This is a genomic window from Amorphus orientalis (genome assembly GCF_030814015.1).
Taxonomy (GTDB): Bacteria; Pseudomonadota; Alphaproteobacteria; order Rhizobiales; family Amorphaceae; genus Amorphus; species Amorphus orientalis.
Genome location: NZ_JAUSUL010000001.1, coordinates 54,331 through 79,906, shown reverse-complemented (window position 1 = coordinate 79,906; position 25,576 = coordinate 54,331). Strand labels below are relative to the sequence as shown.

Genomic DNA, 25,576 nt, shown 5'->3' with positions numbered 1-25,576 from the left:
CTCGGGGAGGAGAAAGAGATGGACGCAAACACGTTTGGAACCCTGCTGCTCTGGCTGATTGCGGCAGCCATCGTCGTCATCGTGCTGGTCTATCTGCTGCGCTGGCTCTACCGGCGATCGACCAAGGAGACCGCGTTCGTCCGCACCGGCTTCCTCGGTGAGAAGGTGGTGGTCAACGGCGGTGCCTTCGTGATCCCGGTGCTGCACGAGATCACCCCGGTGAACATGAACGTGCTCAGGATCGCGCTCGCCCGCGAGCACGACCGGGCCCTGATCACCAAGAACCGGATGCGCGTCGACATCTCGGCGGAGTTCTTCGTCCGCGTGCAGGCGACCCGCGAGGCGGTGGGGGCCGCCGCCCAGACGCTGGGTCGGCGCACGCTGCAGGAAGACGGCATCCGCGATCTTCTGGAGGGCAAGTTCGCCTCCGCGATGCGGACCATCGCGGCCCAGATGTCGCTGGAGGAGCTGCACGAACAGCGCCGCGGCTACGCCGACCAGGTCCGCGAGCTTGCCGGCGAGGCGCTCGCCGCCAACGGCCTGGAGCTGGAAAGCGTCGCGATCGTCGATCTGGACCAGACCAGCCTGGACCATTTCGATCCGGCCAACGCCTTCGACGCGGAAGGCCTGACCCAACTCACCGAAGCGATCGAGAACCGCCGGAGGATGCGCAACGAGATCGAGCAGCGGTCGCTGGTCGATATCCGCAACCAGAACCTGGAGTCCCAGCGGAAGGTCTTCGAGATCGAGCGGGAGACCGAGTATGCCCGGCTCGAGCAGGAGCGGGAGGTGGAATCCCGCCGGGCGGTCCAGCGCGCCGAACTGGCCAAGGAGCGGGCGCTGCGCGAGCAGGAGGCCGAACAGGCCCAGCTGTCCTCCCGCGAAGCGATCGAGAAAGCCAGGCTTGCCCAGGAAACGGCAATCACCGAAGAGCGCATCCGCAACGAGGAGGAGACCCAGCGCCGGGAGATCGCGCGGCGCAGGGCGCTCGACGAGGCGGAACTGAAGACCCGCGAACTTACCGAGCGCGAGCAGATCGGTCTCGAACTCGCGCTGGAGAAGGCCCGGATCGATCGCGAGCGGGAACAGCGCGAGATGGAGATCGCGCGGCAGAAGGCCCTGGAGATCCTGGAATACGACCGGCAGATCGCGCTGGCCGAAAAGGCGACCTCGGTCACCCGGGCCGAAGCGGAGAAGCGCCGCATCGAGATCGTGGAAAACCAGCAGACCGAAGCCGAGCGCATCGCCCAGGAGCGGGCGGTCGACGAGGTGCGGATCGCCCGGGAACGTCATCTGGAGGGTCTGCAGATCGCCAAGCGGCAGGCCTTCGAGGAGGCGGAGATCGCCTCTGCGGAGGAGGTCGAGCGGGCCCGCATCGCCACCGAGCGCGGGCTCGAGGAAGCCCGGATCGCCAAGCAGCGCGACCTGCGCCAGCTCGAGACCGAGCGGGACAAGGCGATCGAACTGGCCGAGATCCTCAAGGCGATCGAAGTGGCGAAGAAGTCCCAGGAGCGCTCGTCGGCGCTCGCCGCCGCCGAAGCCGTGCGGGCCAAGGTCATTCAGGCGGAAGAGCAGGCGATCACCACCCGCGAACGGGAGATCGCCGAGCGTCGCAAGCTCACCGACCTGATTTCCGCGGCCAAGGAAGCCGAGCGGGAGGGACTGCGACTTACCGCGCGGGCGGATGCGGAGATGAAGGCGGCCCGAAGCCGCGCCGAGGCGGAGAAGATCACCGCGGAAGCGTCGGCGGAAGCGGAGAAGATCCGCGTGCTGGCCGCCGCCGAGCGGTATCAGGTCGATGCCAAGGGCGCCAAGCAGATCAACGAGGCGGAGAACGTCCTCAGCGAGGATGCCCGCGCCGGACGTCTCCGGGAGAAGCTCCTGGAACGGCTGGAGGGGATCGTGCGCGAGAGCGTGCGGCCGATGGAGAAGATCGAGGGCATCAAGATCCTCCATGTGGACGGGGTCACCGGCGGCGGCGACGGTGGCGGCGGCAAGAACGTCACCGACGAGGTGATCGATTCCGCGCTGCGCTACCGGGTCCAGGCGCCGATGATCGACAATTTGATGAAGGAGATCGGCATCGAGGGCGGCAGCCTCGGCCGGATGACCGACGTGCTCCGCGACGCCAAGGACATCGCCCAGCTCAGCAAGGGCAAAGGCAAGGGCGGCGATGCAAAGGGACAGGGCTCGGAGAAGGACGATGACTCGGACCGGGATCGGTAGAGCAAATCCAGGAAAAGTGGGGACCGGTTTTGCCGCGAGGGCTTTTCTCGCTCACGCCGGCTCGCTCGGCTCGCGGCTCCGCGAGGGCGGCCTCTCGGCCGGCGCGCGGTCGCGCGCTGGCTCCGCAATTCCGGCAAAAGCGGTTGCCGGTACTGGAGGCCATCGCCCATGACCAAGGTCTACATTTCCTCGGTCATCCCCGCGCCGGCCGCCGACGTCTGGCAGGTGATCCGGGACTTCAACGGCCTGCCGAGCTGGACGCCGTTCGTGGCGGAAAGCCGCATCGAGCAGAACGATCCGTCGGACCGGGTCGGCTGCGTGCGGAACTTCCGTCTCAAGGACGGCGGTCTGATCCGGGAGCGGCTGCTGGCGCTGTCGGACTTTGACATGTCCTGCACCTATTCGATCCTGGAAAGCCCGATGGGGGTGGAAAACTACGTCTCGACCCTGTCGGTCACGCCCATCACCGACGGCAACCAGACCTTTGCCGAATGGGAGGCGGATTTCGACGCCCCGCCCGACCGGGAACGCGAGCTGGTCCGGCAGATCGGGACAGGCGTGTTCCAGGCCGGCCTCACCGCCCTGAAGGAGCGCTTCCGGCGGTGAGATCCGGGCGGAGACATGCCGCACGGCCGGGGGCCGAGCCGTAATGGTGAGCATCGTCGAAAGCACGGTGATCGAGGCGCCGATCGAGGCGGTCTGGCGGGTGCTGCGCGACTTCAACAGCCACGTCCACTGGCATCCGGCGATCGCTGCGAGCGAAATCGAGGGCGGCCTGGCCCCGGATGCGGTCGGTGCGGTCAGGCGGTTTCACCTGGCCGATGGCGCGATGCTGCGCGAACAGCTGATCGATCTCGACGACCGCGCCCGCGAACTCACCTACTGCCTCATCGAGGGGCCGCTGCCGCTGTTCGACTATGTCGCCTCGATCCGGCTGCGGCCGGTGACTGATACCGGGTCGACCTTCTGGGAGTGGCGCTCGACCTTCCGTCCACCGCCGGGCGAGCGCGACGCGCTGACCGCGCTGGTGCGCGACCAGATCTACCGGGCAGGTTTCCGGGCGCTCGGACCGTATCTGGGGGCCGGGGCGCGGCCGTCTCACCCGGTCGCGCCCCGGCCTGCAGCTCCGGCCTCCGAACCGCAGCCGTCCCGTCCGGTGGAACGCCCCGCTCCGGCTCCTTCAGTCCAGTCCGGCCCGGACAACGAAACACAAGCGATCGTGGTCGATCGCTATGGCGGACCGGAGGAACTGGTTCCCCGCCTGGTTCCCGTCGCGCCGCCGGGGCCGGGCGAGGTCCAGATCCGTCATGCGGTCGTCGGGGTGAACTTCATCGACATCTACTGCCGCACCGGCTTCTTCGACCTGCTGCAGCCGCCGGGCGTCCCGGGCATGGAGGCTGTCGGCCGGATCGTCGCGGTGGGGGACGGGGTCCACTCCGTGCGGCCGGGCGACCGGGTCGGCTATGCCTGTCCGCCGGTCGGGGCCTATTGCGCGCTTCGGACCATGGCGCCGGATCTGATGGTGCGGCTGCCCGATGCGCTCGACGACGAGACCGCCGCAGCCGGTCTTCTGAAGGGGGTGACGGCGAGCTTCCTGCTCCACGAGGTGCATCCGGTGCGGCGCGGCGAGGTCGTCGTCGTGCATGCGGCCTCGGGCGGCGTCGGAACGCTTCTGACCCAATGGGCCGTGGCACTGGGCGCGCGGGTGGTGGCGACGGTCTCGACCGAGGCCAAGGCGGGAATTCCGAGGGCCGCCGGCGCGGAACGCGTCGTCGTGCGGGAGCGGGAGGATTTCGTGACGGCGGTGCGCGAGGTATCCGGCGGGCGCGGCGCGGATGTGGTGTTCGACGCGATCGGGCGGGACAGCTTTCAGGCGTCGGTGGACGCGCTTGCGGTCACCGGCCATCTGGTCAGCTTCGGCCAGGCGTCTGGGCCGATCGGCGACTGGGACATCGGCAGCTTCGCCTCCAAGTCGGCCCGCATCTCGCGACCCAACTACGGCCACTATACCGACACAGCGGAGAAGATGAGCCGGCACGCCAGCCGGTTCTTCGCGGCGCTGGAGGCCGGGATCCTCCGCGTGGCGCCGCCCACCCGCTATTTTCTCGACGACGCGGCGGGCGCCCATCGCGATCTGGAGAGCGGCCGGACCACGGGCTCCATCGTTCTGATCCCCGACTGATCCTTCGCCGGCTTAGAAGCTTGGGCGCCGCGGGGTTTTGGGCCGCGCCTCCGCGGAGCGCTCACTCGGCTGCGACGGCCTCTGCGGCTACCCGAAAGCGGGCCGTGGCGGGATCGGCGTCGTAAAATCGCGTATAGCGCTTCGCGTTTCGCGCCAGCCAGGCAACGTCCTCGATGAGGCCGTCGGCCTTCGCGTCGCTCATCAGATACGAAAGGTTGAGCCGAACCCAGCCGGGCTTCTCCAGTTCGTGGCCGGCCTGAAGCTGATCGAACAGGCGCTCGGAGGTGGCGCGATCGATCCCGAGCAGACGGTGACCGTAGGGTCCCGCGCAGGCGCATCCGCCGCGCGCCTGGATGCCGAGAACGTCGCTCAGCATGCGGGTGAAAAGCTGCTGGTGGACCGGGGTTCCGGCTGCCGTCGTCACCTGGAACGAGAAGATGGGCAGCCGCGGTCCGGCCGTCGGGGAGCCGAGAAGACGGATCTCGCTCACGTCGCGCCAGGCTCCGAGCGCCCGCGCGACCAGCTCGGTGTTGCGGGCGGCGATCCACTCCGCTCCGATGGCGTCCTTGACCATGACCGCGAGTGCGGCGCGGATGTCGCCGATCACGTTGGGCGTGCCTGCTTCCTCGCGCGCCTCGACGGCGCGGCTGTAGGCGTGGCCCCAGGGGGAGACGAAGGAGACCGAGCCGCCGCCCGGCGCGGTGGGGGTCGTCCGACGCACGATGCTGTCGCGCACGGCGAGCACGCCGGAGGCACCGGGGCCGCCGACGAACTTGTGCGGCGAGAAGACAATGGCGTCCTTCAGCGCGTCCGGCGCCGGCGCCATGTCCATGGGCAGGTAGGGACCGCCGCCGGCATAGTCCCAGATGGCGATCGCCCCGTGTGCCTTCAGGCAGCGGGTGACAGTGACCGTATCGGTCAGGATGCCGGTCACGTTGGAGGCGGCGGAGAAACTGCCGACGATCAGGTCGGCTCCCGCAGCCGCCTTGAGCGCGGCGGTCAGGGCCGCCATGTCGACGCCGCCGTCGGCCGCTTCCGGGATCTCCTGGACTTCCGCTCCGCATTCGCGCCAGGGCAGGATGTTGGAGTGGTGCTCGTAGGGGCCGGTCAGAACCATGACCCGCTCGCCGCTCGCGCAGCGGCGGGCGATGTCGAGCAGGCCGACGATCCGGTTGATGCCCGACGTCGCGCCGCTACCCGTGAAGATCACGTGGCCGTCGGCCTCGACGTTCAGCGAGGCGGCGATGGCCGCCCGTGCCTCGGCCCGCATCCGGGTCATCGTCTCCCCGCAGAACGAGGCTTCGGTGTGGCTGTTGGCGTAGAAGGGCAGGACTTCGTCGCGGACGAAATCCTCGATCTGCGCGAGCGCGCGCCCAGACGCCACGTAGTCGGCGTAGAGCAGCGGCTTGCGCCCGAAGGGCGTCTCGATCTCCACGCCTTCGCCGATCAGGCCGGCCCGGAGCGCGTCCACGAGGTTCGGGATCTGAAGCGACCGGCGAAAGCGCGCAAGCGGGGTCATGGGGGCGTTCCTTCGAATGGCGGTGAAACCGGCGCATCCGCCCTCAGGCTGATGCGATCCGACGAGGGTGCCCCAAGCGATTCGGAATTTTGGTCGAAATGACCCACAGATTTGATCTACCTTCGATGAAATGATCGAAGAAAGGCCGAATATGGATGAGATTGATCTGAAAATTCTGGCCGCGCTCCAGCAGGCGCCGGACCTGTCCCAGCGCGAGCTTGCCGAGCGGGTCAGCCTGTCCCAGAACGCCTGCTGGCGGCGGCTGCGAAAGCTGGAGGAAAGCGGGGTGATCGTCGGTCGGAGCCTCAGGCTCGACCGCAGCGCGCTCGGCCTGGATCTGATCGTCTTCGCGATGCTGCGCACCCGGAGCCATTCGGCGGACTGGCTGGAGAAGTTCCGGCGCCACGTCGCCACCATCCCGGAGGTGATCGATTTCTACCGGATCAGCGGCGACTACGACTACATGCTGAAGATCGCGGCCCGCGACATGGCGAGCTACGACCGGGTCTATCAGCGGCTGATCGAGAAGGTCGAGCTGGACAACGTCACCTCCTATTTCGCGATGGAGGCGATCTTCGACAATCGGCCGCTGCCGTTGCGCTGAGGCGGTGCCGGCCGGACCGGGGCGGTGGTCAGAGAACCGGGTTGGGCCGTTCGGCGACCAGCTCGGTCAGGATCCGGCCGGTTCCGCAGGCCTGGGTCCAGCCGTTGGAGCCGTGGCCGACATTGAGGAAGAGATTGGGGTACCGGGTCACCTCCACCCGGGAGGGACCATCCGGCGTCATCGGCCGGAAGCCATGCCAGTACTCGGCGGTGCCGAAATCAGCCGCATCGGGAAACAGGGCTGCCACCCGGTCGCGGAGGCCGTCGAGGGCCGGCTTCGGCATCGCCGGGTCGAAACCCGCGAGTTCGGCGACGCCGGCCGCGCGAAGGCGGTTGCCGAGCCGGGTGATCATGACCTTGGAATGCTCGTCCATCACCGAGGACCGCGGCGCGCCGTCCGGGTCGGTGATCGCCGCGGTCAGCGAATAGCCCTTTACCGGATAGATCGGAACGCGGATCCCGAGCGGGTCGAGCAGCTTCGGCGCCCACGGCCCGGTCGCGACCACCACGGCATCGGCATCCACCGGGCCGAGCGGCGTCTCCACACCCGTCACCCGGCCGGCATCGGCGCGGATCCGGCGGACCTTCGTGCCGAACCGGAAACGGCAGCCCCTGGCTTCTGCCAGGCGCGCCAGTTCGCGGCAGAACAGATGGCAGTCGCCGACCTCGTCGGTGGGAAGCTGCAGGGCGCCGGTGAGGGTCTCGCGCGACCGCGCCAACGCCGGCTCCACCGCGATCGCCTCGTCCGGCGACAGGAGCCGGTGCTCGATGCCGAGATCGGCCAGCACCTTCGCCGAGCGGGCGCCGCCCTCCGCCTCCTCCTGCGTTGCGAAGATCTGCAGCACCCCGCCGGTCCCGTGGTCGTAGGCGATCCCGGTTTCTTCGCGCAGCTCGACAAGACAGGCCTTGCTGAAGTGGGCGACGGCCTGCATCCGCGCCTTGTTGCGGGCGAACCGGTCGGACGTGCAATTGGCGACGAAGTGGGCGAGCCAGCGCCATTGGGCCGGGTCGAGCCGGGGCCTCAGCTTCAGGGGCGCGCTCTCCTTGGCCATCCACTTGAGCGCCTTCAGCGGCATGCCGGGCGCGGCCCAGGGACCCGCGAAGCCGGGGCACACGCCGCCGGCGTTGCCGAAGCTGGTTTCCCGTGCGACGCCGTCGCGGGCTTCCAGAACGGTCACTTCGTGGCCGTCCCTGGTCAGGTACCAGGCCGAGGTGACGCCGACGACGCCGGCGCCGATGACCACAATCCGCATCGCTGGCCTCAGTAGGTGCCGGGGTAGCTGCCGCCGTCGATCAGGAGGTTCTGTCCCGTCACGAATCCGGCGTGGGCGCTGCAGAGAAAGGCGAAATAGGCGCCGATCTCCTCCGGCCGGCCGTAGCGGCCGGCGGGGTTGCCGGCGGCGCGCTCGGCCCAAACCTCCTCGAACGACTTGCCCATGTCGTCCAGCATTCCGGCGATGTGTTCGCGCTGGGCATCGCTGTCGACGATGCCGGGCAGGATGGTGTTGACGGTCACGTTGCGGCTGACGGTCTGGCGGGCAAGGCCGGCCATGAAGCCGACCATGCCGGAGCGGGCGCCATTGGACAGACCGAGTTCCAACTGGGGGATTTTCACGCTGCGCGAGGCGATGTTGACGATCCGGCCGAAACCACGGTCCATCATGCCGTCGACCACCGCGCGGGTCATCAGGATCGGCGGCAGCATCATCAGGTCGACGGCCTCGATCCAGCGGCCGCGGTCCCAATCGCGAAAATCGCCGGGAAGCATGCCGCCGGCGTTGTTGAGCAGGATGTCGGGGTTCGGGCAGGCCTCGATCACCCGCGCCCGGCCGGCCTCGGTCGTGATGTCGGCCGCAATGGGCGTGACGGTCACGCCGGTTTCGTCCCGGATGGTGGCCGCCGCCGCCTCGAGCGCTTCTGCGCCGCGCGCCACGATGGTCAGGTCGACGCCCTCGCGCGCCAGCGCCTGCGCACAGGCATAGCCCATGCCCTTGCTCGCGCCGGTCAGGAGCGCGGAGCGGCCGCGAATGCCGAGATCCATCAGGCGGTCCTTTTCAAGGTGTCGGTCTCCGGCGCGATCCGGACCAGGGCGCTGAGCGCCGCGCAGGCCTGGCCGAGCGGCGAGGTCCGGCGGCTGGCGGTCAGAACGTTGGGGTTGCCGTTCCGCTCCACGCCATCGTCGCCCGGGGCGTACCATGCCCCGGTCGCCATGATCAGCACACCGGGTCGAAGGCTGTCGTCGAGCCGGGCGGTGGCGAGACAGGCGCCGCGCCCGTTCCACAGGCGCACGATGTCCCCGTCGGCGATGCCACGGCTGTCCGCATCCTCCGGGTTGATCGCAACCGGCGTCGGGCCGTCGTGGGGGAGCGCCTGGTAGAGCTGTCCGTGAAGCTGCTTAGCGGGCTGGTTGGTAACGAGGTGCAGTTCGTCGGGACCGGCCGCTCCTAGCCACTCGGCGGGCGCAAGCCAGGCGGGATGGGGCGGCACCGTTTCGTAGCCGAACCCGGCGATCGCGGGGGAGGCGAGTTCGATGCGTCCGGACGGCGTGGCGAGCGGGGCCCGGTCCGGATCGGCGCGGAAATCGGCGAGCAGGACTTCCGGCGTGGCGGGCGCCGGCACGCGCCAGAGCCCGTCGGAGCGGAAGGTCTCGAAGTCGGGGACGTTGATGCCTTCGGCCGCGCCGCGCGCCTCAGTCTGGGACCAGAGGCGCCGCAGCCACCCTTCCTCGTCGAGGCCTTCGTCGAAAGCCGCGCGGCAGCCGAGCCGGTCCGCCAGGTCGCGGAAGATGGCGAAATCGTCCCGTGCCTCGCCCACCGGATCGATCATGCGGGGCATCGCGACCACGTAGGGATCGCGCGAACTGCCGCCGATGTCGTTGCGCTCGACCGACGTCGTGGCCGGCAGGACGATGTCGGCGCGCTGCGCGGTCGGGGTCCACCACGGCTCATGCACGATGATCGTTTCCGGTCGCTGCCAGGCCTCTTCCAGGCGGCCGAGGTCCTGGGCGTGATGGAACGGGTTGCCGCCCGCCCAGTAGACCAGCCGGACGTCCGGATAGGTCACGCTGCGCCCGTTGAACGGGATGGCGTCGCCTGGATGAAGGAAGGCGTCGGCGAAGGCGGCGACCGGGATCCCCATGCCGTTCGGATTGGGCAGTCCGGGCATCGCGGGCACGTAGCCCTTGCGGGCGATCTCGCCGACCCCGTTCATCGAGCCGTAGCCGAAGGTGAAGCCGCCGCCGGGCTGGCCGATCTGGCCGAGAAGGGCGGCCAGCGCGATCAGCGCCCAGAAGGGCTGCTCTCCGTGCTCGGCCCGCTGCAGCGACCAGGAGGCGGTCAGCATCACCCGGCCCGTGCGTACCGTGTCCCAGAGCCGGCGGAGCTCGGCGACGTCGAGGTCGGCGATCTCCGCCGCCCAGTCCAGGGTCTTCGGCTGACCGTCACGGTCGCCATTCAGGTAGGCAATGAAGGTCTCCGCGCCACTGGTGTAGCGGTCCAGGAATTCCCGGTCCGCGCGTCCCGTCGCAACCGCCTCGTGGGCGAGAGCCAGGATGATGGCCGTGTCGGAGTTCGGGCGCGGGCGGATTAGGGTCGCGTCCAGTCCCGGCGGCACGTCGTCGGCGAACGGCGAGACGACGGTGAAGCGGACGCCCCGCGTCGCCGCCCTGGCCACCGCCTCGGGCAGATGATGGTCCACCGCGCCGCCGGACGTTATGTGCCAGTTTTTCGGGTTGAGGCCCCCGAAGGCGACCACCGCGTCTCCGGCTTCGGCGATGGTGTCCCAGGCGGTGGCGGCGCCGGAGACGGCGTCGGCGGAGCCCAGTACGTGCGGCAGGATGGCGTGGGCCGCACCCCAGCTGTAGTTGCCGACCTGATCGGTGAAGCCGCCGGCTGCCGCCAGAAATCGGCGCACCTGGGTGCGGGCATGATGAAACCGGCCGGCGCTGGACCAGCCGTAGGAGCCGCCGAAGACCGAGGTCGGGCCAAACTCGCCATGCACGCGGCGCAGCTCGCCGGCGACGAGATCGAGGGCGGTTTCCCAGTCGACCGGGACCATCGGCTCGCGTCCGCGGCCAGCTCCGCCGGCCCGAGGACCGTGCTTCAGGTAGCTTTCGCGCACATGGGGCCGGTCGATCCGATCCTTGGAATAGACCAGCGCGGGCCATGCGCCGATCATGTCCGGATCGGCGCCGCTGCCGGCAAGCGGCTCAGCGGCAACGAGGCGGCCGTCGACGACGGTCGCCTCGAACGCGCCCCAGTGGGCGAGGCCGATCTTGCGGACTTCGCTCAAGCGACTACTCGGCGGCGATCGCCGAGGGCACCTGAAGGCCGTACTTCTCGCCGAGCCCCAGCTTCTCGAATGCGTCCAGGCCCTGCTTGAGCACGTCGGCGGGCGCCGGCTGCAGCGGCTTGCGCAGCGGCCCGGCCGGCAGGCCGATGGCGCGCATCAGCGTCTTGATGGAGACCGGGTTGATGGTCGAGTAGGCGAAGTGGAGCATCGGCAGGTTGGTGAGCCACGCCTCGCGGCAGGCGAACGCGTCCTCGCCGGTCTCCCAAGGCTTGGAGATCACCGCCATTTCCTGCGGGATGATGTTGCCGGTCATGTTGGCCGTGCCGTCGCCGCCGAGCGCCATGGTCGGGATGACGAGACCCAGGTTCGGCGAGCAGCAGCACATGATCGCCATGTCCGGCTTGGCCGCGCACATCTGGGCGACCTGGCCGACGCGGGTGGTCGATTCCTTCAGTACGACCATGTTCGGATGCTCGGCGAGCCGGATCAGGTTGGTCCAGTGCAGGTCGGTCTTCACCCGGGGCGGGTTGTTGTAGAAGCCCATCGCCAGGTCGGTGCTGTCGAGCACTTCGAACGCGTAGTCGGTGATGGCGTCGTTGTCGGCGCAGATATAGGCCGGGGCCGCGAAGATCGCGCCGTCGGCACCCGCGTCCTTGGCGAACCGGGCGTAGTCGATGGTGGTGGCCGTGTTGTTGCCGGTGATGCCGTAATACATCTGCATGGTGCCCGGCTTCATCTTCACCGTCTCGGTGATGATCTGCTTGCGCTCCTCCGGCGAGAGCATGGAGACCTCGCCGGTCGAGCCCATGATCAGCACCGCCTCGGTGCCGTTCTCGGCATGCCAGTTCAGGAGCGTGCGGAAGCCCTCGAAATCGATGCTTCCATCGGCGTTCATCGGGGTGATCAGGGCGACGAACGAACCCTTCGGCTTGACGTGGGCCATGGCATTATCCTCCGGATGCGAAGAGGTCTGGGACTAGGAGTTTCGGCAACCCGAGCACGATGTCGGGGAACCAGAGCGACAGGACCGCGACCAGGATCGTGAGGCCGCAGATGGGCGCGGCGGCAAGCATCGCGCGTCCGAGCGGCGCCTCGGCGATCTGTGAGGCGATCAGGAGGCAGATGCCGTACGGCGGCGTGACCAGCCCGACCGAGAGCACGATGGTCGACAGGACGCCCATGTGCACGGGGTTCATTCCGGCCGTGTCGCCGAGCGCCTGAATGATGGGAAGAAAGATCAGGGTCGCGGAGATCGGATTCAAGACCATGCCGACGAGCAGCAGGAATGCGATCAGGAGCAGCATGATCAGGAACGGGCTGGAGGTCAGCCCGAGAATGAAGGCGACCACGATCTTGGATGCGCCGAGATAGGCGATCAGCCAGCCGAAGATCCCGGCGCCGGCAACCGTGAACATCGGGATCGAGAAGTCGACGACGGCGTCGGCGAGCAGCTTCGGCACGTCGCGCAGCGGCACGTCCCGGTAGGCGACGAGGGTCAGGAAGAGCGCCCAGATGACCGCGATGATGGCGCCTTCGGTCGGGGTGAAGAAGCCGCCGACGATGCCGCCCAGGACCAGCACCGGGATCATCAGCGGTGCGGAGCCGCGCACGAGCACGCGGCCCATCTTGCGCACGCCGGGGAACGGGTTCGCCGGATAGCCGAACTTCACGGCGAGCACGTAGGTGTAAATCATCATGAACAGCGCGATCAGCACGCCCGGCACGACGCCGCCGATGAACAGCGCCCCGATCGAGACGTTTCCGAACGCGCCGTAGACGATCAGGATGATCGAGGGCGGGATGATGACGCCGAGCGTGGACGAGGCGGCCGTGAGGGCCGCGGCGAAGGCGGGCGGGTAGCCGGCCTTCTTCATCGCCGGAATGAGGATCGAGCCGACGCTTGCGGTGTCGGCAGCGGCCGATCCGGACAGGCTCGCGAACACCATCGAGACGAACACGTTCACGTGGCCGAGGCCGCCGCGCACGTGGCCGACGGTCGCGTCCGCCACTTCCAGAAGCCGGTTGGTGATAGAGCCGGCATTGAGGATCCGGCCGAGCAGCATGAAGAACGGCACCGCCATCAGCGTGAAGGAATCGATGCCGGCGTACATCTGGTTCACGGCCGAGACGAGCGGCAGCCCTTCGGTGAGGATGACGATCGCCGAGGACAGGATCAGCGAGAAGCCGATGTTCACCCTGAGCGCGATCAGCACGAAGAAGGAGAGGAGGAGCAGGACCAGCGGGTTCATGCGCGCCGTCCCGTCACCAGCGACTGCAGCATCTCTGCAAGGAACACCAGCATCAGCGCGCCCGAGGCCGGCAGGGGCAGGAACATCCAGAAGCGGGAGATGCCGAGCGACTGGACCGTGCCGGTCGAGCGGACCTCGGCCAGCATCCAGCCGTAGCGCAGCAGCATGTAGGCCACGGCCACCCCGGCCAGAAGGCTGAGCCAGTCGGCGGCTGCCTTCATCCAGGGGCGGTTGTCGGGCAGAAGATCGACCACGTAATGGACCCCGCTCCTGAGGCCGACGGCGGCGCCCACGAAGATCAGCCAGGTGAAGAGCAGCTGGGCCACGTCGCCGGTCCAGATCATGGGGACGCCGAGCACGTTGCGGGCGAGCACCTGCAGCGCGACCGTGGCGATCATGGCGGCGAAGCCGAGCCACATGAGCCCGCGGGCGAGGATCACGACACCGTTGCAGAGGCGGGTGAGCACGTTGCTTGTCCCATTGGCCGCTCCGGACGCCCGGAGCGGCCCTGTCTCGAGGGATCAGTTCTTGAGGAGCTCGTATTCCTCGGAGAGGTCGAGTTCCTTCGCCAGTTCCACCTGGAGCGGGGCGAGGATCTCGATGAACGGCTCCTTCTCAGGGCGGGTCAGCTCGACGCCGTGGTCGGAGACCAGGCGGTCGACCAGCGCGCCGTCATATTCCTTGGCCTTCTCCACCCCGTAGGCGTTGGCGGAGACGGCCGCTTCCTGAACCACCTTCTGAAGGTCTTCCGGCAGCTTGTTCCAGGTCGGCTCGGAAATCGAAGTGTGGTTGACCTGGATGGTGTGCTCGGTCAGGGCCAGGTTCGGCGCCACCTCGTAGAGCTTGGAGCCGGTGTAGCCCGGCAGCGAGCTTTCCATGGCGTCGGCGACGCCGGTCTGCATCGCGGCATAGAGCTCGCCCCAGGCGACCGTCACCGGCAGCATGCCGAACGCCGACCAGGTCTTGGCGTCCATCGGCGACGGCGGGGTCCGCATCTTCAGGCCCTTCAGATCGTCGGGACCGTTCACGACGGTATCGGCCGTCGACATGTTGCGGGTGCCGGACAAGCCGAGCGCCAGCAGCTTCATGCCGACGCCGCGCTCCTCGTAGACCTTCTCGAAATGGGCCTGCACCGGGCTGCCGGGACCCACCTTTTCAAGCGCCTCGTCCATGCTGGTGAACAGGTACGGCATCGTGAAGATGGCGTATTCCGGGATCTGCTGGACGGCGTTGGACGTGGTGGAGATCATCAGGTCGATGGTGCCGAAGCCCATCTCGCCGATCACCGCCGGGTCCTGGCCGAGCTGACCGGAATCGAAGATCTCGACGGCGATCTGCCCATCGCTCTTCGCCTCGATCTCCTCCTTCATGGCGGCGGCCATGTCGTTGTAGGGATGCGGCGATTTCACCAGGGTGTGGATGCGCAGCGTGTAGTCCGCCGCGAAGGTCGGGCCAGCGGCGGCCAGAGTGAACACGCCCGCCGTCAGGGCGAGAAGGGTGCGTCTGCCAAGCGTCATCTGAATCTACCTCTGTTGAAGATTTTGTTGTTTGGCACGTATCAACTCGTGCCTGCGAGATAAAATCAAATACAAATCGCGGGTGGGGTCATGTGGAAATCTTATGGACCAGCCGCCCATAGTCCGGCCGGTCGGCGATCGTGGCCAGGAGTTCCTGGAGGAATCGGTCGGCGGGACGGGACAGAGGCATCTCGTTCGGCTTCAGGATCTGGAAGTCGAACGGGACGCGCGGTTCGAACGGGATCGAGATCAGCGCGGGGCCGAAGATCTCAGGCGTGATCGGGTCGACGATCGCGATCCCGATGCCCAGCGCGGCCAGTCCGCAGGCCGAATAGGAGGGCTGGGTTTCGGCCACGACGTTGGGCACGATTTCCGCCTCCGCGAACCGCTGAGACATGTGGCCGGACGTGATGGTGCGGTGGGTCAGGGCGACCAAGGGCGCGTCCTTGAGGTCCTGCGGCGTGAGGACGGCGCGCTGAGCCAACGGATTGTCGGGTCGCATGACGCAGACGCAATCGGTCCGGAAGGCGGCGAGAACCGAGAGATCCTTGCGGTCCGGGTGGGTCTGCCCGATCCCGAGATCGATCTGATGGGAGGCGAGGAGATCAAGGATCCGCGGCGAGGTGTGCACGTCGTGGGTGACGCTGACGCCCTGATAGCGGTCGATGAACCGCTTCATCGCGCGCGGCACGATGTCGAAGGAGGCCATCGGCATGGTGGCCACACGAAAGGCGGCGCGGCGGAGATCCCGGATCTCCTGGGCGACCAGGGCCAGTCGGTCGAGCCCGTAGAACATGCGCTCGACTTCCTGAAAGAACTCGTGGGCTTCCGGGGTCGGCTGTGCCTTGCCACCGAGCCGCAGAAGCAGCGGAAAGCCGAGATCCGCTTCGAGATCGGCGATCAGGCGGCTGACGGCGGGCTGCGACAGGTTCAGCGCCTGGGCCGCAGCGGTGATCGAGCCGTGCCGCATCACCATGCGAAAGGCGTTGACCTGCCTCTGGTTCATATCCGTTTTCCGAAGCTGCGCCGTCCGCCTTTCGCGCCGAGCGGTTCGCCGCATCGGTCACGGTCAGACGATGGCCCTTCGCGCGCCCCGGAACAAGTGGGCGGCTGTCGGCGCCTTTGGATTGCGATAGTCTTGAGCTGTTCAAGCATTCCCAGTCCAGCCGGAATTAAGAATACGTAATCATTCGGCTTGTTTTGTTTGTCGTGGAGAGGTGATAAGAAGAGACGGCTTTATGGGGGGAAGCTGGCCGCGTTTGCGGCTTGCCGTACGGCAGCATCGTTCGATGACGATGCCGGGTGCCACCCGTTGAGATCAAGATCTGACCGGCGCCGGGGTGGCAGCGAAAATGATTATCGTCAGTGCGTCTTCTGCAGAGTTCTTCCATTTCCTGCAGGGAATGGTGCTCTCCATTCGCGAAAAGCCCGAAGGGTCGGCGATTGCGCTCGGGTGCTTCGATCTGGGCCTGTCCGAACCTCAGAAGGTCTGGCTCGCAGAGCAACGCGTCGAGACCGTCGTTCCGGACTGGCCCTACGGACTGAGTGAGTCAGCCGGGGTGCCGCTGCCGTTCAAGGCGATCCTCTCCCGCCCGCTCCTGCCCCGCTACTTCCCGGGACACGACATCTACATGCACATGGACGCCGACGCCTGGGTCCAGGACTGGGAGGCGATCGAGCTCTACAGGGCGGGCGCGGCGCGCGGGCTGCTCGCGATCACGCCGGAAATCGACCGGTCCTTCATCTCCAACTACGGCACGGCGGACTCCTACCGGGCCTTCATCGTGAAGGTCTACACGGACCTGTGCGGAGCCGAGGCCGCCCAGAAATTCCGGAATTATCCGATCCTCAACACCGGTGTCTTCGCGGTGCCGGCCGGCTCTCCGATTTGGGACCGCTGGGCCACGCGGATCGAGGAGAACCTCCACAACGGCCGCAATTTCCACATCGAGCAGGCCTCGCTGAACTACGAGGTTTTCGAGCATCTCGATGACGATCTGGCCGCGGGGCTGGAGCTTCTTCCCGCCCGCTGCAACTGGGTCTGTCACCAGGCGCTGCCCAAGTTCGATGCCGAGCGCGATCGTCTGGTCGAGCCGTTCCTGCCGCACACGCCGCTCGGCGTCGTCCACCGGGCCAGCGACGACTTCAAGCAGAAGAAGACCGGGCAGATCGCGCTGACTTCGGGCGGGACGCGCGAGATGAACCTGAAATATCGCGAAGGGCGCTACGGCCTCGGGTCGTCCGACGAGCCGGAGCATCTTCAGCGGTGGCAGGACGCAGGCTTCGAGTGGACCGAAAAGCCCACCTAGCCTCAACAGATTGCGGAGGCCGGCACACCGATCGAACGACCCCATGACCCGTAGAGGCGGGAGACTTCCCTTCGACCGTGTGCCGTCGGCCGGTCGGAAGGGGCCGCGGGCCGCTCGGCCCGGCTCCCGAAAGGCATGTTGATGACCCAGACGACCACGCGCGCTTTTCCGATCGGCCAGCTTCTGCCCCTGTGCCTGCTTGTGTTCGTCGATGCCATGGGCTTTGCGATGATCGTTCCGATCCTCGCTTCCAATCCGCTGTCGGACAACCCGCTGCTGCAGTCGATCCTCTACGGCATCGCGGTTGGTATCTATCCGCTCGCCACCTTCTTCGCCGCGCCGCTCCTCGGTGTCCTGTCCGACCGGAAGGGGCGTCTGCCGATCATGCTTCTTTGCGGCGCGGGGCTGATCGCCAGCTACGCGGGGATCGCCATCGGATTCGAGGTCGGCTCGCCGACGCTGGTGATCGTCGGGCGTCTCGTCGGCGGCCTGACGGCGGCGACCCAGGCGCTTGCGCTGGCCGCCCTGTCCGATCTCGGCGATCGCGAGAGCAAGGACGCGCGCATCAATCTCGGGCTGCTGGCCTCCTCGCTTGGCTTCGTGCTCGGCCCGCTTCTGTCCGGTGTCCTGGCCCAGCTCGGCGGGTCGGCCCAGTTCGACCGGATTGCGCCGCTGGTGGCGGTCATGGCGCTGGCGGCGGTCACGCTGGGATGGCTCGCGACCAGCTATCCCGACAAGGGGGCGCCGGAGCGTGTGGAAGACAATCCGCTGGATTTTCTGGGCAGCGTGCGTGAGCTCCGGCTCGCCGTGGCCTCTCCGGTGCTCCGCCGGCTGTCGGCGATCTTCCTGCTGCAGCAGCTGGCCTGGGGCGGCTTCTTCTTCTTCATGGCGACCTTCCTGATCAGCCGCTTCGCGATGAGCAACTACGAGGTCAGCTATTTCATGGGCGTGCTCGGCGTCGGATTCTGCCTGAGCTTCGCCGTGGTGACGCCGCTGCTGCGCAAGGCGTTTGCGGCCTATCCCGTCGCGCTCGGCGCGATGATCGTCACCACTGTCTGCATCGCCGTCGCGGCCGCCGGCCAGAGTGCTCACTGGGAGTGGCTGCTCGCCATCCCGATTTCGACCGGCGTCGCCGTTGCCTACGGTGCCGTCATCTCGCTCTTCACCGACCAGGCGGACGGCAACGAGGGCGGCATTCTCGGCGTGACCGCGTCGATCAACGCGCTCGCCTTCGGGCTCACCTCACTCGCCGGCGGTGTCATCGCCGGCGGCGCGGCGGTCGGGCCGATCGTCTTCGCGGCAATTCTCATGGCCGCGTCGACCCTTCTTCTCACTGGACTGCGCAAAAACAGGGGCTGACCATGAAAACAGTACTTCTCGCCGGAGGTTTCGGAACGCGGCTGTCCGAATACACCGAAGATATTCCGAAGCCGATGGTGCCCGTCGGCGGGCTGCCGATGCTCTGGCACATCATGAGCATCTACTCCCACTTCGGGCACAACGAGTTCCTTCTGGCGCTCGGCTACAAGGCCGACTACGTCAAATCCTTCTTCGTCAACTACGAGACGCTGCACTCCGACTTCATCCTGGACATGGCGACGGGCAAGTCTCGAGCCGTTGAGCGTCCGGGCGTGAACTGGAAGCTCGGCCTGATCGACACCGGTCTCAACACCATGACCGGCGGTCGCATCAAGCGCCTGTCGAGCTGGCTGGCGGACGAGACCTTCATGGCCACCTACGGCGACGGCGTGTCCGACGTCGACATCAACGCGCTTCTCGAGTTCCATCGCAGCCACGGCAAGCTGGTGACCATGACGCTGGCGCGGCCCGCCGCGCGCTTCGGCATCGTGGAGTTCGAGGAGGGCGGTCTGGTGCGCTCGTTCCAGGAGAAGCCGCTGGACAGCGCCGGCTACGTCAATGCCGGTTTCTTCGTCATGGAGCCGGGCTTCCTGGAATTCATCGACGGCGACGACGCCATCCTGGAGCGCGACCCGCTGGAGCGGGCGGTCGCCGAGGGCGAGGTCATGGCCTACGTGCACAACGGCTTCTGGCGGCCGATGGACACCAAGCGCGACGTCGATGATCTCAACAAGATGTGGGACACCGACGAGGCGCCCTGGAAGCGCTGGTCGCTGGAAAGCAGCAGCGCCCGCAAATCGCGGGGGCACTTCGATGTTTGACGACATCTATCGCGGCAAGCGGGTTCTCGTCACCGGGCACACCGGCTTCAAGGGGTCCTGGCTCTGCGCCTGGTTGCTGGAGCTGGGTGCCGACGTCTCCGGCTTCGCGCTGCCCCCGGCCTACGAGAACAGCCATTTCGAGCTGCTCAGGCTGAAAGACCGGATGCGCCACATCGAGGGCGATCTGCGCGACGCCGACGCCATCAGCCGGGCGATCGACGAGGTCCGTCCGGAGATCGTGTTCCACCTGGCCGCCCAGGCCCTGGTGCGTCCGGCCTATGCCGATCCCAAGGGCACGTTCGACACCAATGTCGGCGGCGCGGTGAACCTGCTGGAGGCGATCCGGAAGAGCGACAGCGTGCGCACGCTCGTCTTCATCACCTCCGACAAGTGCTACCGCAACGTCGACTGGGAGTGGGGCTACCGGGAGACCGATACGCTCGGCGGACGCGATCCCTACAGTGCCTCGAAGGGCTGTGCGGAGATCGTCTTCGACGCCTACTGGAACTCCTTCCTGAAGGGGCAGCTGCGGGCGGCGACCACCCGGGCGGGCAATGTCATCGGCGGCGGCGACTGGGCCAAGGACCGACTGATCCCCGACTGCATCCGCTTCCTCAGGGCCGGAGAGACCATCGTCATCCGCAGCCCCGATGCGACCCGTCCCTGGCAGCACGTTCTGGAGCCCCTGGGCGGCTATCTGCTGCTCGGCCGCAAGCTGGAGGGGGACGATGGCGACGCCTTCTGCAAGAGCTGGAACCTCGGGCCGGGACATGGCGCGAACCGGATGGTCGAAGAGGTGGTCCGCAAGGTCATCGACATCTGGGGATCGGGCGAGCTGTCGGTCCAGCGCGACCCCAACGCGCCCCACGAGGACCACTGGCTGCAGCTCAACACCGACCGGGCGAGCCATTATCTGAAGTGGGAGCCGGTATGGGGCTACGAGGAATCGGTGGCGGAGACCGTCGGCTGGTACCGGGCGTGGAACGACGGGGCAGATGTTCCGGAGTTCACCGGCGGTCAGATCGCCGCCTACGAGTGGGCATGGAAGGAGCTCGGCCGCCCATGAGCGCGGAGCCGAGAGAGGGGGCGGGGTGGTCGTTGCGGCCGCTCCGCCAGTTTCCCGACGATCGCGGCGCCGTGCTGCACATGCTGCGCGCGACCGACCCCCATTTCGAGGCGTTCGGCGAAATCTACTTCTCGACGATCCGCCAGGGGGTGGTGAAGGCCTGGCACATGCACCGCTCCAAGACGGTGAACCTGGCGGTTCCGATCGGCGAAGTCGCCGTCGTGCTCTGGCATCCGGACGCAGATCCGCAGGAGCTCCGGCTCGGCCGGGAGACCTACGGTCTGCTGACCATCCGGCCGGGCGTCTGGTACGGCTTCAGGGGGATCGGGGCGGGCGAGTCCCTGATCGCCAACTGCGCCACGGAACCGTTCGATCCGGCGGAAGGCGACGACCTGCCGCCGGATACCGACCGGATTCCCTATCGCTGGGAGGCCGCGTGAAGGTTCTGATCACCGGCGTCACGAGCTTCGTCGGCTACCATCTGGCGGCCGGCTTCCGCGCAGAAGGCCACGAGGTGATCGGGGCGGTCAGCCGTCCGGGAATGCTGGAGGGGATCCGGGGCGAGCGGACCCGGCGCCTTGCGGCGGCCGGCGTGCCGCTTGAGCCGCTCGACCTGACGCGGCCGGAGGAGATCGCGGACCGGGCGCGGACCGTGCAGCCGGATCTCTGGATTCAGCATGCCGGATACACGAAGAACTACGCCGGCGCCGATTACGACCTGACGGCGGGACATGCGCTCAACGTCGCCCCCCTCGGCCCGATCTTCGCGGCGATGGTGGAGCTCGGCGGTGCGGTGATCGTGACCGGGACGGTGTCCGAATATGCCGACGGCGACGCACCGCATACGGAGGACGAGGCCTGTCTTCCCTCGACGCCCTACGGCCTGTCGAAACTGACCGAAACCCTGTTCGCGCGGCAGCTTGCGCTGCGCACCGGAGTACCCACCCGGGTGGCCCGGCTGTTTCTGCCGTTCGGCCCGCTGGAGGCGCCGGAAAAGCTGCTGCCCTCGGTGGCGGCCGCCCTTCGGGACGGGCGGGAGGTCGCGCTGTCGCCCTGTCTGCAGCGCCGCGACGTCCTGCCGGTCGAGGACGTGGTCGCGCTCTATCTCGCGCTGGCCGATGACCTGCCGCGGACGACGTTCGATCTCTTCAATGTCTGTTCCGGAGAGGCGCCGGCCCTCAGGGACGTGGTGCTGGCGATCGCCGACACGCTCGGGGCCGATCCCACGCTCTGCCGGTTCGGGGCGCGGCCGATGCGGCCGGGCGAACCCGACATCATCGTCGGGTCGACGCACAAGGCGCGACAGCTTCTCGGCTGGTCGCCCACTCCCTGGCGCGAAGCAGTGGAAACCTGGGTCCGGAGCGAGAGCACTTCCGCGACCACCTGAGCGGCAAGGGCGCCGGATCTCACAGCCGGATGCAGTTCGGGTGCTTGGTGTAGAGCTGGTGGATCACCATCAGATGCAGCGCCGAGCCGAAATAGGTCTCCGGCCGGAAGTTGAGCAGCTCGAGCGGGACCGGATTGCCGTCCGCGACGCAGTCGATCGCGGCGGCGATGATCCGGTAGCCGCTGTTGGTGAGGTTTCCGGTCCGCTGGCGGCTGACGGGATCGTAGATGCCGGGCAGGCCGCCGTTCTGCTCAAAGCGGTTGTCGATGATGTCGAGGATCTGCGGGTGCGCCGCCCATTCCACCGAGAGGATGTTGATGGGAGCCCGGATCGCATCATAGGAGGACCGCTTGGCGAAATTCTGCGCCGGCACTGGATGGTTCGGATCTCGGACCGACGTCCAGTCGCTCGGGTTCCACTCCGCAAGCACCCGTTCATAGAAGACCCATCCCGCCTCGATCGCCTGACGCCACGGCTGGTTGGGCGCGAGGTCGGCCACGATCTGCATCATGTCGAAGTGATAATAGGAGAGGTTGATCACGGGTCCGTCGGGCTGTGAGGGCGGCATGAAACCCTGCCTGCCCGGCAGCATGACCACGTAGCCCTGATGGTCGACCAGCACGGCGTTGCCGAGCGCCTGGGCGGTCTCGGCGGCAAAAGCGAGATAGTCGCCCCGGTTCCAGCGCTTCGCGGCGAGACTCAGCATCGCCGCGATGATCAGGTCGGCGTCGGTGGCGTTGTTGCGGTCGACGACGCCCTGATAGGGATCGTATTTCCAGGCGTGCAGGCCGTCGGGATTTCGCAGCGTCTTGCGGGTCCACTCCCACACCAGATCGAAGGTCTCCGGTGCGTCGGCGGCAAACGCGATCGCCATGCCGTAGGCCTGGCTTTCCGAGTGACTGATCCCGCCGTTCTCGGGGTCGAAGATGCGCCCGTCCGGTTTCATGTAGCGGGTGAAGAAGGGCGTGGCCTGATAGCGGTGCCAGTCGTAGAATTCCGGGCTCAAACGGGTGGCGACTCGGCCCTGGTAGAGGTCCTGGGCCGACAGCGGTGCGGGACCGAGCCCCGACCCCACCGCCACGGCTGCCACCGCCCAGGCGATCAGTCGGCTGGTCACCACGGAACGCAGCCTCGGAATGCGCGACATGTCAGCCCTCCCGGAAAGCGAAGCCCTGACAGTGTAGCAGCATTTGACGGTCTGAAAGCCTGAATGGCTGCCGCCGGAAAATGCATCCGGAGATTGATCTGGCCGGATGTCAGCCCGTCGGCCAGTGCGGATGATGGTCGTCGATCACGAACGGATGGGCGTGGCGCAGCGGCTCGTGGCGGTGCGCGTGGCGATGCGGCTCTCCGTTCTCCGACCCGTCGTGGGCATGCTGGTGATGATCGTCGTGAACGTGCGCATGAGTGTGCCGCATCTCGGCGTGTTCGTGCTCGATCACCTCCGGGTCGTGACGGGGCCACAGCACGGCGGCGACGAGCGTTCCCGCAAGCGCCCCGGCCGCCATGACCACGAAGGCGGTGTCGAGCCCGAGCCGGGCACCGATCCAGCCGGCCGCCGGATAGGTGACCAGCCAGCCCGCGTGAGACAGCGCAAACTGAGCGGAGAAGATCGCCGGCCGGTCTTCCGCGTGGGCGGAGCGGCGCAACAAGAGGCCGGACGGGGTGAGCACCAGAGCTGCGCCGGCCCCGAGCACCGACCAGAGCCCGAAGGCCACGGCCGGGTAGGGGTTGGCGGTCGCTGCCAGCAGTGTGGTGCCAAGCACCGCTCCCCCCGCCAGCATCACCGTCCGCGGCACCAGCCGGTCCAACAGGCGTGGCAGGGCGAGGGCCACAGCCATAGAGCCGAGGCCATAGGCGGCAAAATAAACCGCCACGTCCTGATCGGTGCCGCCGAGGACATCGCGGACATAGACGACGGTGTTGACGATCACCATGGCGCCGGCTGCGGAGACGGCGAAGCTCAGCGCCAAAAGGCCGCGCAGGCGGGGGGTCTTCAGATAGATCCGCATGCCGCGGGTTATGCGGGCATGGACCCCGCCTTCATGGGCCAGCCTCTGCGCGGCGGGCAATGCCACGGACACCACGAGCGCGGCGGAGGCCAGAAAGCCGATGGCCGTTCCCGCGAACAGCCAGTGGAAGCTGATGAGGCTCAGGAGCAGGCCGGCCAGCATCGGGCTGATCAGGGATTCCAGATCGTAGGCGAGCCGGGAGAGGGAGAGCGCGTTGGTATAGTCCCGCTCGTCGGGAAGGATGTCCGGAATGGTGGCCTGGAAGGTCGGCGTGAAGGCGGCGGAGAAGGACTGGAAGGCGAACACCAGGGCGTAGATCTGCCAGACCTCGGTCACGAAAGGGAGCAGGAGCACCAGCACGGCCCGGCAGAGGTCCAGCGTGACAAGGAACGTCCTGCGTGGCAGCCGGTCTGCGAAGGCACCGGCGATCGGCGCGATGCCGACATAAGCGATCATCTTGAGGGCGAGCGCCGTGCCGAGCACGGCCCCGGCGTCCGGTCCGGCGATATCGTAGGCGAGCAGCGCGAGGGCGACCGTGGTCAGCCCCGTGCCAACGAGGGAGAGCGCCTGCGCGGCGAAGAGGTGGCGGTAGGTCCTGTTGCCGAGTACCTGAAGCATGGGATCCCCGCCCTGCCGCGGACATCGGGGCCGGTCGAACGCGCCGACCGCGCCGCGCACCGAGGATGTTCGCTGGCGCGTCCCGCGTGCAGCCAACCGGGATCTGCCAGATTCCGGGATGCGGAAAGCATTTTGCAGCGCGGAATGATCGAATCGCGCCGCACACGCGACAATCCGGCACGACTCAAGTGTTGCAATATCCGCGCCGGTGGGCAACAGGTCGTGGTCAAGGTTCGCGGGCGCGCGCCGGGACAAGTCGGCTCCCGCCGCGCCGCCGTCGAGGACGCACCGGCCCGCAGACCAGTGAGTGCCACAGTCGTGTGCGCCGATGACGACCATCGGAGAGCGCGACCAACTCGGGAGGATCCGAACATGGCCTTCAAGACCAACCGCAGAACGTTCCTGGCCGGAACGGCCGCTGCCGCCGGCGTGCTTGCCATGCCGGCCGTTCTGCGTGCCGAGACGATCAAGCTGGACATCAGCCACTACCTGCCGCCGACGCACGGGTTCGAGGTGGACATGCTCCGCCCCTGGGCCGAGGAGCTGCGCGAGAAATCCGACGGCCAGATCGACTTCGAGATCCATGCCGCCAACAGCGCGCTCGGCAAGCTGCCGCGCCAGGCCGACCAGGTCCGCGCCGGCGTTACCGACGTGGCGCTGGGTCTCGCCGGCATTCCGCGCGGCCGGTTCCCGCACACTTCCATCATCGAGCTGCCGTTCGTTGTGGAGCGGGCCGAAGCCGGCAGCCGCGCGCTGTGGGAACTCTACCAGACCAACCAGCTCGGCGGTGAGTACGACGACTTCAAGGTGCTCGGTCTGATGACCCACCACGGCGCGCTGTTCCACACGGTGGACCGGCCGATCCGCGAGCTGTCCGACCTCAAGGGCCTGCGCATCCGCTCGCCCGGCCCGGCGGTCAACGCCATGCTCGAGTTCGAAGGCGCGAGCGCCATCGGCATGCCGCCCTCCCAGATCTACGAGGCGCTGCAGAAGGGCGCGATCGACGGCGTGGCCACCACCTGGGACCTGGTCGGCGCGATCAAGCTGAACGAGGTGCTCAAGTACCACACCGACGCCCGCGTCTATGCGGCCGCGTTCTACGTGGTGATGAACCCGCGCACCTATCAGAACATGCCGGAGAACCTCCGCACCCTGATCGACGAGACCACCGGCGAAGCCTGGCAGTCCAAGATCGGCCCCTGGTGGGACAAGTGGGATGCCGCCGGCAAGCAGGACGCCATCGATCGCGGGCAGGAGGTCATCGAGATCTCCGACGCCAAGCGCGACGAATGGCGCCAGCAGCTCGAGCCGATGATCGACTCCTATCTGGAGAGCCTCAAGTCCGAGGGCGTCGAGAACCCGCAGGAGCTCTACGAAAAGACCCGCGAGCTGGTGCAGAAGTACCAGTCCTGATCGCG

The 25,576-nt window shown here is 67.5% G+C and carries 22 protein-coding genes; 11 read left to right on the top strand and 11 right to left on the bottom strand.

The features are described from left to right. The first annotated feature begins 18 nt into the window (after window positions 1–18). The 3 genes from J2S73_RS00350 (at window position 19) to J2S73_RS00340 (ending at window position 4,408) form a co-directional block, all read left to right on the top strand. Window positions 19–2,226, top strand: a complete 2,208-nt coding sequence (locus tag J2S73_RS00350; protein WP_306883435.1) for a flotillin family protein — start codon at window positions 19–21, stop codon at window positions 2,224–2,226. 168 nt (window positions 2,227–2,394) lie between these two features. After that, window positions 2,395–2,832 carry an SRPBCC family protein gene (locus tag J2S73_RS00345; protein ID WP_306883434.1) on the top strand — a complete coding sequence of 146 codons (438 nt, stop codon included), beginning with the start codon at window positions 2,395–2,397 and terminating at the stop codon, window positions 2,830–2,832. A gap of 43 nt (window positions 2,833–2,875) precedes the next feature. Then, window positions 2,876–4,408 carry an SRPBCC family protein gene (locus tag J2S73_RS00340; protein ID WP_306883433.1) on the top strand — a complete coding sequence of 511 codons (1,533 nt, stop codon included), beginning with the start codon at window positions 2,876–2,878 and terminating at the stop codon, window positions 4,406–4,408. A gap of 61 nt (window positions 4,409–4,469) precedes the next feature. Here J2S73_RS00340 and J2S73_RS00335 read toward each other — a convergent pair whose 3' ends face one another. Then, window positions 4,470–5,927: an aminotransferase class V-fold PLP-dependent enzyme gene (locus J2S73_RS00335; RefSeq protein ID WP_306883432.1), complete on the bottom strand. Its 1,458-nt coding sequence runs from the start codon at window positions 5,925–5,927 to the stop codon at window positions 4,470–4,472. A 151-nt stretch (window positions 5,928–6,078) separates the two neighbouring features. Between J2S73_RS00335 and J2S73_RS00330 the strand changes: the two genes are divergently transcribed. Then, the gene (locus J2S73_RS00330) at window positions 6,079–6,531 is read left to right on the top strand and encodes an Lrp/AsnC family transcriptional regulator (protein ID WP_306883431.1); all 453 of its coding nucleotides are present in this window, start codon (window positions 6,079–6,081) and stop codon (window positions 6,529–6,531) included. A 28-nt stretch (window positions 6,532–6,559) separates the two neighbouring features. On the opposite strand, the gene J2S73_RS00325 is transcribed toward J2S73_RS00330, so the two are convergent. The 8 genes from J2S73_RS00325 to J2S73_RS00290 form a co-directional block, all read right to left on the bottom strand. Continuing rightward, entirely contained in the window at window positions 6,560–7,783 is a 1,224-nt protein-coding gene (locus J2S73_RS00325) for a D-amino acid dehydrogenase (RefSeq protein ID WP_306883430.1), read from the bottom strand. Between the two features lie 8 nt (window positions 7,784–7,791). Then, window positions 7,792–8,571 carry an SDR family oxidoreductase gene (locus tag J2S73_RS00320; RefSeq protein WP_306883429.1) on the bottom strand — a complete coding sequence of 260 codons (780 nt, stop codon included), beginning with the start codon at window positions 8,569–8,571 and terminating at the stop codon, window positions 7,792–7,794. After that, on the bottom strand, window positions 8,571–10,820 hold the full coding sequence (locus J2S73_RS00315) for a molybdopterin-dependent oxidoreductase (RefSeq protein WP_306883428.1): 2,250 nt from the start codon (window positions 10,818–10,820) through the stop codon (window positions 8,571–8,573). Before J2S73_RS00315 ends, J2S73_RS00320 begins: the two co-directional genes overlap by 1 nt. 4 nt (window positions 10,821–10,824) lie before the next feature. After that, a complete protein-coding gene (locus tag J2S73_RS00310) occupies window positions 10,825–11,763 on the bottom strand; it encodes a dihydrodipicolinate synthase family protein (protein ID WP_306883427.1) in 939 nt (312 codons plus the stop codon). A gap of 4 nt (window positions 11,764–11,767) precedes the next feature. After that, on the bottom strand, window positions 11,768–13,069 hold the full coding sequence (locus J2S73_RS00305) for a TRAP transporter large permease (RefSeq protein ID WP_306883426.1): 1,302 nt from the start codon (window positions 13,067–13,069) through the stop codon (window positions 11,768–11,770). Beyond that, window positions 13,066–13,536: a TRAP transporter small permease gene (locus J2S73_RS00300; RefSeq protein WP_306883425.1), complete on the bottom strand. Its 471-nt coding sequence runs from the start codon at window positions 13,534–13,536 to the stop codon at window positions 13,066–13,068. Before J2S73_RS00300 ends, J2S73_RS00305 begins: the two co-directional genes overlap by 4 nt. 54 nt (window positions 13,537–13,590) lie before the next feature. After that, window positions 13,591–14,586: a TRAP transporter substrate-binding protein gene (locus J2S73_RS00295; RefSeq protein WP_306883424.1), complete on the bottom strand. Its 996-nt coding sequence runs from the start codon at window positions 14,584–14,586 to the stop codon at window positions 13,591–13,593. Window positions 14,587–14,674: 88 nt separating this feature from the next. Beyond that, window positions 14,675–15,592 (bottom strand): LysR substrate-binding domain-containing protein, encoded by a 918-nt coding sequence (locus tag J2S73_RS00290; protein WP_306883423.1) that lies wholly within the window; start codon window positions 15,590–15,592, stop codon window positions 14,675–14,677. A 346-nt stretch (window positions 15,593–15,938) separates the two neighbouring features. Between J2S73_RS00290 and J2S73_RS00285 the strand changes: the two genes are divergently transcribed. The 6 genes from J2S73_RS00285 (at window position 15,939) to J2S73_RS00260 (ending at window position 21,528) form a co-directional block, all read left to right on the top strand. Next, window positions 15,939–16,895: a hypothetical protein gene (locus J2S73_RS00285; RefSeq protein ID WP_306883422.1), complete on the top strand. Its 957-nt coding sequence runs from the start codon at window positions 15,939–15,941 to the stop codon at window positions 16,893–16,895. A 141-nt stretch (window positions 16,896–17,036) separates the two neighbouring features. Further along, window positions 17,037–18,254, top strand: coding sequence for an MFS transporter (locus J2S73_RS00280; RefSeq protein ID WP_306883421.1), 1,218 nt, complete (start codon window positions 17,037–17,039; stop codon window positions 18,252–18,254). A 2-nt stretch (window positions 18,255–18,256) separates the two neighbouring features. Further along, window positions 18,257–19,075 (top strand): glucose-1-phosphate cytidylyltransferase, encoded by an 819-nt coding sequence (gene rfbF / locus J2S73_RS00275; protein WP_306883420.1) that lies wholly within the window; start codon window positions 18,257–18,259, stop codon window positions 19,073–19,075. Next, window positions 19,068–20,141 (top strand): CDP-glucose 4,6-dehydratase, encoded by a 1,074-nt coding sequence (gene rfbG / locus J2S73_RS00270; RefSeq protein WP_306883419.1) that lies wholly within the window; start codon window positions 19,068–19,070, stop codon window positions 20,139–20,141. Before rfbF ends, rfbG begins: the two co-directional genes overlap by 8 nt. Next, window positions 20,138–20,581: a cupin domain-containing protein gene (locus tag J2S73_RS00265; protein WP_306883418.1), complete on the top strand. Its 444-nt coding sequence runs from the start codon at window positions 20,138–20,140 to the stop codon at window positions 20,579–20,581. Before rfbG ends, J2S73_RS00265 begins: the two co-directional genes overlap by 4 nt. Further along, entirely contained in the window at window positions 20,578–21,528 is a 951-nt protein-coding gene (locus tag J2S73_RS00260) for an NAD-dependent epimerase/dehydratase family protein (RefSeq protein ID WP_306883417.1), read from the top strand. Before J2S73_RS00265 ends, J2S73_RS00260 begins: the two co-directional genes overlap by 4 nt. A 19-nt stretch (window positions 21,529–21,547) precedes the next feature. Here J2S73_RS00260 and J2S73_RS00255 read toward each other — a convergent pair whose 3' ends face one another. Beyond that, on the bottom strand, window positions 21,548–22,675 hold the full coding sequence (locus tag J2S73_RS00255; protein WP_306883416.1) for a family 8 glycosyl hydrolase: 1,128 nt from the start codon (window positions 22,673–22,675) through the stop codon (window positions 21,548–21,550). A gap of 109 nt (window positions 22,676–22,784) precedes the next feature. Continuing rightward, entirely contained in the window at window positions 22,785–24,158 is a 1,374-nt protein-coding gene (locus J2S73_RS00250; protein WP_306883415.1) for an MFS transporter, read from the bottom strand. A 372-nt stretch (window positions 24,159–24,530) separates the two neighbouring features. Between J2S73_RS00250 and dctP the strand changes: the two genes are divergently transcribed. After that, window positions 24,531–25,571 carry a TRAP transporter substrate-binding protein DctP gene (gene dctP, locus J2S73_RS00245; RefSeq protein WP_306883414.1) on the top strand — a complete coding sequence of 347 codons (1,041 nt, stop codon included), beginning with the start codon at window positions 24,531–24,533 and terminating at the stop codon, window positions 25,569–25,571. The last annotated feature ends 5 nt before the right edge of the window (window positions 25,572–25,576 follow it).